General features: G+C 67.9%; 6 protein-coding genes. 3 read left to right on the forward strand and 3 right to left on the reverse strand.

The features are described from left to right. A partial coding sequence (locus VF794_RS01900; protein ID WP_331107133.1) for a TIGR02266 family protein occupies positions 1 to 430 on the reverse strand: 430 nt, incomplete at its 3' end. Positions 431 to 597: 167 nt separating this feature from the next. Here VF794_RS01900 and guaB point away from each other — a divergent pair. Then, a complete protein-coding gene (guaB, locus tag VF794_RS01905; RefSeq protein ID WP_331107135.1) occupies positions 598 to 2,055 on the forward strand; it encodes an IMP dehydrogenase in 1,458 nt (485 codons plus the stop codon). A gap of 33 nt (positions 2,056 to 2,088) precedes the next feature. Here guaB and VF794_RS01910 read toward each other — a convergent pair whose 3' ends face one another. Further along, the gene (locus VF794_RS01910; protein WP_331107137.1) at positions 2,089 to 2,703 is read right to left on the reverse strand and encodes a hypothetical protein; all 615 of its coding nucleotides are present in this window, start codon (positions 2,701 to 2,703) and stop codon (positions 2,089 to 2,091) included. 95 nt (positions 2,704 to 2,798) lie between these two features. On the opposite strand from VF794_RS01910, the gene guaA reads away from it, so the two are divergent. Next, entirely contained in the window at positions 2,799 to 4,352 is a 1,554-nt protein-coding gene (gene guaA / locus VF794_RS01915) for a glutamine-hydrolyzing GMP synthase (RefSeq protein WP_331107139.1), read from the forward strand. A gap of 91 nt (positions 4,353 to 4,443) precedes the next feature. Here guaA and VF794_RS01920 read toward each other — a convergent pair whose 3' ends face one another. After that, positions 4,444 to 6,522, reverse strand: a complete 2,079-nt coding sequence (locus VF794_RS01920) for a S46 family peptidase (RefSeq protein ID WP_331107141.1) — start codon at positions 6,520 to 6,522, stop codon at positions 4,444 to 4,446. Positions 6,523 to 6,892: 370 nt separating this feature from the next. On the opposite strand from VF794_RS01920, the gene VF794_RS01925 reads away from it, so the two are divergent. Then, on the forward strand, positions 6,893 to 7,441 hold the full coding sequence (locus tag VF794_RS01925) for a hypothetical protein (RefSeq protein ID WP_331107143.1): 549 nt from the start codon (positions 6,893 to 6,895) through the stop codon (positions 7,439 to 7,441). Positions 7,442 to 7,535 lie beyond the last annotated feature (94 nt).

Here is a 7,535-nt window from a genome sequence, read left to right on the forward strand (position 1 = left end):
CGGGGTGGGGGGTGAAGGCAGGGGACGGGAACGGCGCTTCCGCCAAGGGCTGCGGCGCCGTGGGGACCGAGTAGTCCGCCGGCCCTACGCCCGCCGGGAGGGGCGGCTCGGCGGATTGACCGTGGGGCAGGGGAGCCACGGAGGCGTCGAGGAACTGCGAGGTGGCCGGGTCCACGCTGAGGAAGCGGAGCCCCATGCCGGAGATGCCCTGGCCCGCCTGGCCGGTGACGAAATGGACGACCGCCGTGGCGTGGATGAGGCGGGAGCCATCGGCGAGCTTGAGGTCCAGGTTCACTGGCGTGCCGGGAGGCTTCACCGACTTCGAGCGGAGGTAGATGCCTCCACGGGTGATGTTGGCGCCGTACTTCGCCAGGAACTCCTCGGGACTGGCGAAGGGCAGCTTGACGACCAACCCGTTGGCTTCCCCCATGGCTGTGTTCTGTGGCTGCAAGATGGGGGTTGATCCTATCACCATTCGCCTGGAGGGCAGGTGTACGGCCGAGGAAAAGGCCGTTTTCATCATTGCGCCCCCCGTCCACACTCTTTATGGAAGCGGCTTTACCGCGGGTCCGACCCGCGGCTCCCCGGGAGCCCCACATGCTGACCTCCGAAGTCCGGCTCGCGCTGACGTTCGACGACGTCCTCCTCGTACCGGCCGAGAGCACCGTCCTCCCGCGCGACGTGGATCTCTCCACCCGGCTGACGCGCAACCTGCGGCTCAACATGCCGCTGCTGTCGGCGGCCATGGACACCGTCACCGAGGCCCGCACCGCCATCGCCATGGCGCAGGAGGGTGGCATCGGCGTCATCCACAAGAACATGACCCCCGAGCAGCAGGCGCTCGAGGTCACCAAGGTGAAGAAGTTCGAGAGCGGCATGGTGGTGGACCCCATCACCGTGGAGCCGCAGGTGCCGCTGGCGCGCGCCATCGAGCTGATGCGCCAGTACAACATCTCCGGCATCCCGGTGGTGCAGGGCCGCAAGCTGGTGGGCATCGTCACCAGCCGGGACGTGCGCTTCGTGACGGACCTGGGGCAGAAGGTGGAGGCGGTGATGACGCGCAAGCTCGTCACCGGCCGTGAGGGCATCAGTCAGACCGACGCCCAGCAGCTCCTGCACGAGCACCGCATCGAGAAGCTGCTCATCGTGGACGAGCAGTTCGAGCTCCGGGGCCTCATCACCATCAAGGACATGGAGAAGCGCCGGACCCGGCCCAACGCGGCCAAGGATGCCAAGGGCCGGCTGCTGTGCGCCGCCGCGGTGGGCGCCTCGGCGGATCGCGAGGCCCGCATCGACGCGTTGGTGAAGGCGGGCGTGGACGTCATCGTCATCGACACCGCCCATGGCCACTCGAAGGGCGTCATCGAGGCCGTGCGTGACACGCGGAAGAACTTCCGCGGCTTCGAGCTGATCGCCGGCAACGTGGCCACGGCGGAGGCCACCCGGGCCCTGATCGAGGCCGGCGTGGACGCGGTGAAGGTGGGCATTGGCCCCGGCTCCATCTGCACCACGCGCGTGGTGGCCGGCGTGGGCGTGCCCCAGCTCACCGCCATCGACGACTGCTCGCGCGAGGCGGACAAGCACGGCGTGCCCATCATCGCCGACGGTGGCATCAAGTACTCGGGCGACATCGTCAAGGCGCTGGCGGCCGGGGCGAGCACGGTGATGATCGGCTCGCTCTTCGCGGGCACCGAGGAGGCCCCGGGCGAGGTGATCCTCTACCAGGGCCGCAGCTACAAGAGTTACCGGGGCATGGGCTCCATGGGCGCGATGAAGCAGGGCGCCAAGGACCGCTACTTCCAGTCGGACGTGGAGGCGGTGAAGCTCGTGCCCGAGGGCATCGAAGGCCGCGTGCCGTACAAGGGCAGTCTGGGCATGAACATCCACCAGATGATGGGCGGCCTGCGCAGCGGCATGGGCTACGTGGGCTGCGCCACCATCGAGGAGCTGCGCAGCAATGCGCGGTTCGTGCGGATCACGGCGGCCGGGCTCAAGGAGAGCCACGTGCACGACGTCATCATCACCGAGGAGGCGCCCAACTACCGGGTGGAGTAGGGCGCCGGGGTAGCGCGAGGGGAGGAGCGCGGACTACTTGCCGCGCTTGCGACCGCCGCCGGAGGGCTGCGCCGGCTCCTCCTCGGCCTTGGCCGGGGACACGCGCTTCTCGGCGTTGGACACCCGGCCGAGCAGTGCCTCCTTGTCGTCCAGGTCCAGTGTCTCGATGGCCTGGCGCAGGGTGTTGAAGTCCAGCCGGGCCACGGTGACGGCATTGCCGCCCTTGATCTCCTGGACGGTGGGCACCTCCACCAGCTCGCGCACGTAGGTCTCGAACTCCACCTTCACGTCCGCCGTCTGCTGGATGCACGTCTCCTTGGCGGCCACGAGCTGCTGACTGCCCTCGGTGTAGTGCAGGTCCGGGTTGCGCGTCATCGCGTCCTCGAAGGTCGCGGTGCGCTTGATGAGCGAGGTGTACAGGTCGATGTAGCTCATCACCCGGTCGGTCTCCGGGCGGTTGACGTTGCGGGCCTGGTTGAGCCCCTCGGCGGTGTCCTCGCAGTTGACCTTGGCCAGCGCCGCGGCGTCCGGGGTGTCCTTCGCCGTCGCGTACTGCGTGTCGCGATCCAGACGATCCTCCGAGGAGATCTCCTTCACGCAACCGGTGGTGGACAGCAGCAGGACGGTTGCAACAGCGGGCAGGCGCATCCGAGACCTCGTCAAGCGGGACTTAATGGTTGATTTCCCAAAGTTTGTAGCGGTAAGGGCCGCACCAGTCAACGCGCCCTCTGGAGGCCTCCCCGGTGGACATCCACGCTGAGAAGATCCTGATCCTCGATTTCGGGAGTCAGTACACGCAGCTGATCGCCCGCCGCGTGCGGGAGCTCGGCGTGTATTGCGAGATCCACCGCCCGGATCTGTCCGCCGAGGACATCCGCCGCTACGCGCCGCGGGGCATCATCCTGTCGGGCGGACCGGCCTCGGTGGAGGCGCCGGGCTCGCCTCGGTGCGATCCGTTCGTCTTCGACGCGGGGATGCCGGTGCTCGGCATCTGCTACGGGCTCCAACTGCTCTCCAAGCTGTTGGGTGGGCGGGTGGACCGCTCGGCGCACCGCGAGTATGGCTCCGCCGAGGTGGAGGTGCTGGCGACGCGAGGCCCCCTGGCCGCGTTCCAGCTCGGTGAGCGGGTGAAGGTGCTGATGAGCCACGGCGATCGGGTGGAGGCGCTGCCCCCGGACTTCGAGTCCATCGGCCGCAGCGGCAACTCGCCCTTCGCGGCGACGGCGCACAAGAGCAAGCCCATCTACGGCCTCCAGTTCCACCCCGAGGTGGTGCACACCCCGATGGGCAAGGAGATGCTGCGCGCCTTCCTGTTCACCGACTGCAAGGTGAGCGGGAGCTGGACGATGAAGGGCTTCATCCAGGAGGCCGAGGAGGCCATCCGCCAGAAGGTGGGCGATCACGGCCGGGTCATCTGCGGCCTGTCGGGAGGCGTGGACAGCTCGGTGGCGGCGCTGTTGCTGCACCGGGCGATCGGCCCCCGACTCCAGTGCATCTTCGTGGACAACGGCCTGCTGCGGCAGGACGAGCGCGCCCAGGTGGAGGCGCTCTTCGTGGACCGCTTCCACGTGCCGTTGAAGACGGTGGATGCGCGGGCGCGCTTCCTGGGGAAGCTCGCGGGCGTGACGGATCCGGAGAAGAAGCGGAAGATCATCGGCGGCGAGTTCATCGCGGTCTTCGAGGAGGCTTCGCGCGGGGTGCAGGGCGCGGAGTTCCTGGCGCAGGGCACGCTGTACCCGGACGTGATCGAGTCCGTGTCGTACAAGGGTCCCTCCGTCACCATCAAGAGCCACCACAACGTGGGCGGGCTGCCGGAGAAGATGAACCTCAAGCTGGTGGAGCCGCTGCGCGAGCTCTTCAAGGACGAGGTGCGCGTGTTGGGCCGGGAGCTGGGGCTGCCGGACGAGATGGTGTCGAGGCAGCCGTTCCCGGGGCCGGGCCTGGCCATCCGGGTGCTGGGGGAACTCACCGAGGAGCGGCTGGAGCTGGTGCGCCGCGCGGACGCGATCGTCCAGCAGGAGGTGCGGGACGCGGGGCTGTACAAGGAGCTGTGGCAGGCCTTCGCGGTGCTGCTGCCGGTGCAGAGCGTGGGCGTGATGGGAGACGAGCGTACCTACGAGTCCACCTGCGTGCTGCGCGCGGTGACGAGCGTGGACGGCATGACGGCGGACTGGGCGCGGCTGCCGTACCCGGTGCTGGAGCGCATCTCCACGCGCATCACCAACGAGGTGCGCGGCATCAACCGCGTCGTCTACGACATCTCCTCGAAGCCGCCGGCGACGATCGAGTGGGAGTAGGGCGGGAAGTAGGGCGCCTGGGTTGAAAACGAAGAGGCTGCCCGGACTGACCGGGCAGCCTCTGGGTGCTACAGGGGGCGAGGCTCGGGGATTACAGCGCCGGGCCGGCCTTCACGTTGGGCGTGGAGCCGGGACGCAGCTCCTCGAGGACGCGGTCGGCCTTGTAGACCTTCTTGAGGGCCTCGATGAGGGCCTCGCTGTGGACGGCGACGGTACGGTTGACGCTCTCGTCGAAGCCGTAGTCACCGCCGAGCGACTGGATGTTGCCGTCGAACACCAGGCCGATGACCTCCGCGTCCTTGTTGATGACGGGCGAGCCCGAGTTGCCACCGATGATGTCGTTGGTGGTGACGAAGTTCATCGGGGTGGTGGCCGTCAGGTCCTTCTGGGCGGCGAGCCAGGACCTGGGCAGGGCGAAGGGATCCTCACCGGTGTGGCGGGCGAAGGTATCGCCCATGGCGGTGATGGGAGCCACCTGCTTGCCATCCTCCATGTAGCCCTTCACCGAGCCGAAGGACAGGCGCAGCGTGCCCGTGGCGTCCGGGTAGATGCCGGTGCCGTAGACCTCGAACCTGGCCTGGGCGACCAGCTCGCTGTTCTTGCGGATGACGGCCTCGACCTGCTCCTCGTACGTCTTGCGGATGGCGCGGGCGTCCGGGTCCACCAGGGCGGCCAGCTGGATCATCGGATCCTTGGAGGCCTCGATGGCCTTCTTGCCACCGGAGAAGAGCTGCTCGCGCACCTTGAGGTCGGCCAGCTTGGAGCCCTTGACCACGCGGGTGGCCAGGGCCGCCGGGGACTCCTTGCCGAGCACCTTCTTCACGAAGGGGTGATCCGGCCCGAGCTCCTCACGCAGCTTGGTGAGGGCGAACGTCATCTGGGCGATCTCCAGCTCCGGATAGATGGGCGCCTTGCTCATCATCTGGTTCTTGAGGGCGGGCAGGTTCGCGTCGTTGAACCCGCGCAGACGATCGGTGTCCGGCTTGGTGAGCTCGTCGGAGGCGCGCACCAGGGTCTTGGCCAGGCCGAAGAGCTGCGTGCCGAAGCCGCCCTCGAGGCCCTCGTACTCCTTGCGGAGGTTGCGGAACGTGTCCTGGGCCCGAGCGATCTCATCCCAGGCGGCGCCGTACCTGGCCTTCATCTTCGGATCCGCGTCGACCTTCTTGCGCAGCTCCTGCTCGGCGGCGACCTTCTGGGCGAAGAAGGCCTTGTCGACGAGCTGCTCGTGCTTGCCCTTGGTGGCCTTGAGGCCGTTCTCCACGCCGAAGAGCAGGTTGCTGGAGATGCGCTTCTGCTCGACGCCGCGGTTCTGGAACTCGGAGATCACCCCGCGCAGCTCGGACAGCCGGAAGAGCTGCTTGGGCAGGCCCGTGTCCCGCAGGTACTCGAGCTGCGCCACGGTCAGGCCGCGAGAGGTCCTGCCCGGGTGGCCGGAGACGAAGGTGGGCTCGCCTTCCTTGGCGCCCTTGTCGGACCACTTGAAGTAGTTGGGGCTCTTCGCGGGCTTGCCGTCCTTGTAGGCGCGCACGAAGGTGACATCCAGGTCATACCGGGGGAACTCGAAGTTGTCCGGGTCGCCGCCGAAGAAGGCGATGGCGTGCTCGGGGGCGAAGACGAGCCGGACGTCCTGGAAGCGCTGGTACTTGTAGAGGTTGTACTTGCCGCCCTGGTAGAGCGTGACCACGTCACAGCGCACGTCGGCGCCGGTGGTGCAGGCCTTCTCCAGCTTGGACATCTCGGCCTTGAGGGTGTCGGCGTACGCCTTGCCGGTGAGGCCCTGGGTGGCGGTGTTGAGCTGGTCGGTGACGTCGGTGATCTCGACGAGCTGGCTGACCTCGAGGGCCGGGCACTGGAGCTCCTCGGCCTGGGTCTTGGCGTAGAAGCCGTTGGCGATGAAATCCTTCTTGGCGGTGGAGAGCTGCTGGATGCAGCCACGGGCGCAGTGGTGATTCGTCATCACCAGGCCGTCCGGCGAGACGAAGCTGGACGAGCAGCCGCCGCCGAACTTGGCCGAGGCCAGACGGACCTTGTCGAGCCACTCTTGGTTGGGCTCGAAGCCGTACTTCTCCTTCACCTTGGTGGCGGGGAAGTTGTTGTACGTCCACATGCCTTCATCGGCGAGCGCGGGGGCGGCGCCAACCAGAGTGGCCAGGATGAGAAAGCGCTTCATTCAGGGGTCCTTTCCGGGAACCGGAGGTGCCGCGGGTTGTCCCGGGAACAGCCGGTCTCGGTCAAGCGGGGGGAGTGAATTCCCGGCGCCGGAACGCACGAGCGGGGCTTTGATTTCCGAGCGGGATGCATTCCGGGCGAGCAGGCGCCATGACGCGGCACGTCGGAAGCACCAGGGGGGGCGAGTGGGAACCCGAGGTCCAAGGGCTCCCTGAGACGCCGTACGTCGAGTTTACATAACGCATCTTATCAGACCCAGTGTCAGAGGGAAACGGGGTGGCGCCGGGCGTCCGCGGGCCCGTCTCCCAGGCCCTCCCCAGGCTTTCGCGCTTCTCGCTCCGGGCGTTGAGACATAGGGTTTCCCACGCCCTATGCGACTTCCCCGTTTGAGCTTCGCGGTCTGCGCGGCCGCGCTCGTCGTCGTCGGATGTCCCAAGCCCTCCACCCCGACTCCCGACGCGGGCGTCACCGCCGAAGCCGAAACGGACGCGGGCCTCGCGGCGGAACCGGGCCCCACGTCGTTCACCCTTCAGTACGCGCGCCCGGATGCCGGCGGCATGGACTCCATCCCCCTCGTCGACGCGGACGAAGGCCGGCCGCTCATCGAGCCCACGTCGACGCTCGAGCTGCGCAGCACGCTGGCGCTCCGCAACTACCGCGTCCGCCTCTTCGACGAGGTCGAGCGCGCCATGGTCTCGGACGATGCCGCCGAGGAATCCGCCAACGGACTGCTGTACCGCATCTCGCTGCCCACGCCCCTGAAGACCGGCCACAAGTACACGCTGGTCGTCGACGCGCAGACCGGCACCTCGATGACCGATTCCCAGGGCCGCGAGCTGCCTGATGTCCGGATTCCCTTCCAGGTCTCCGGTGAAAAGGAAAAGCCCGCGCCACCCCCGAAAAAACAGCGCCGGCGCTGAAAAAACCGCTGGGGCCAGGCCGGCTCACGAAACCGGGCCCGGCCCTCTGGCGCGCAGCCTCCACTCAGTGCTCGGGGGCCTTCCGGGGCGGCGG

Origin of the sequence: Archangium sp. (genome assembly GCF_036389735.1) — a bacterium.
Lineage (GTDB): Bacteria > Myxococcota > Myxococcia > Myxococcales > Myxococcaceae > Archangium.

Coding starts and splice junctions, on each gene's coding strand:
- guaB (WP_331107135.1), top strand. CDS start 598: ATGCTGACCTCCGAAGTCCGGCTCGCGCTGACGTTCGACGACGTCCTC.
- VF794_RS01910 (WP_331107137.1), bottom strand. CDS start 2,703: ATGCGCCTGCCCGCTGTTGCAACCGTCCTGCTGCTGTCCACCACCGGT.
- VF794_RS01920 (WP_331107141.1), bottom strand. CDS start 6,522: ATGAAGCGCTTTCTCATCCTGGCCACTCTGGTTGGCGCCGCCCCCGCG.
- VF794_RS01925 (WP_331107143.1), top strand. CDS start 6,893: ATGCGACTTCCCCGTTTGAGCTTCGCGGTCTGCGCGGCCGCGCTCGTC.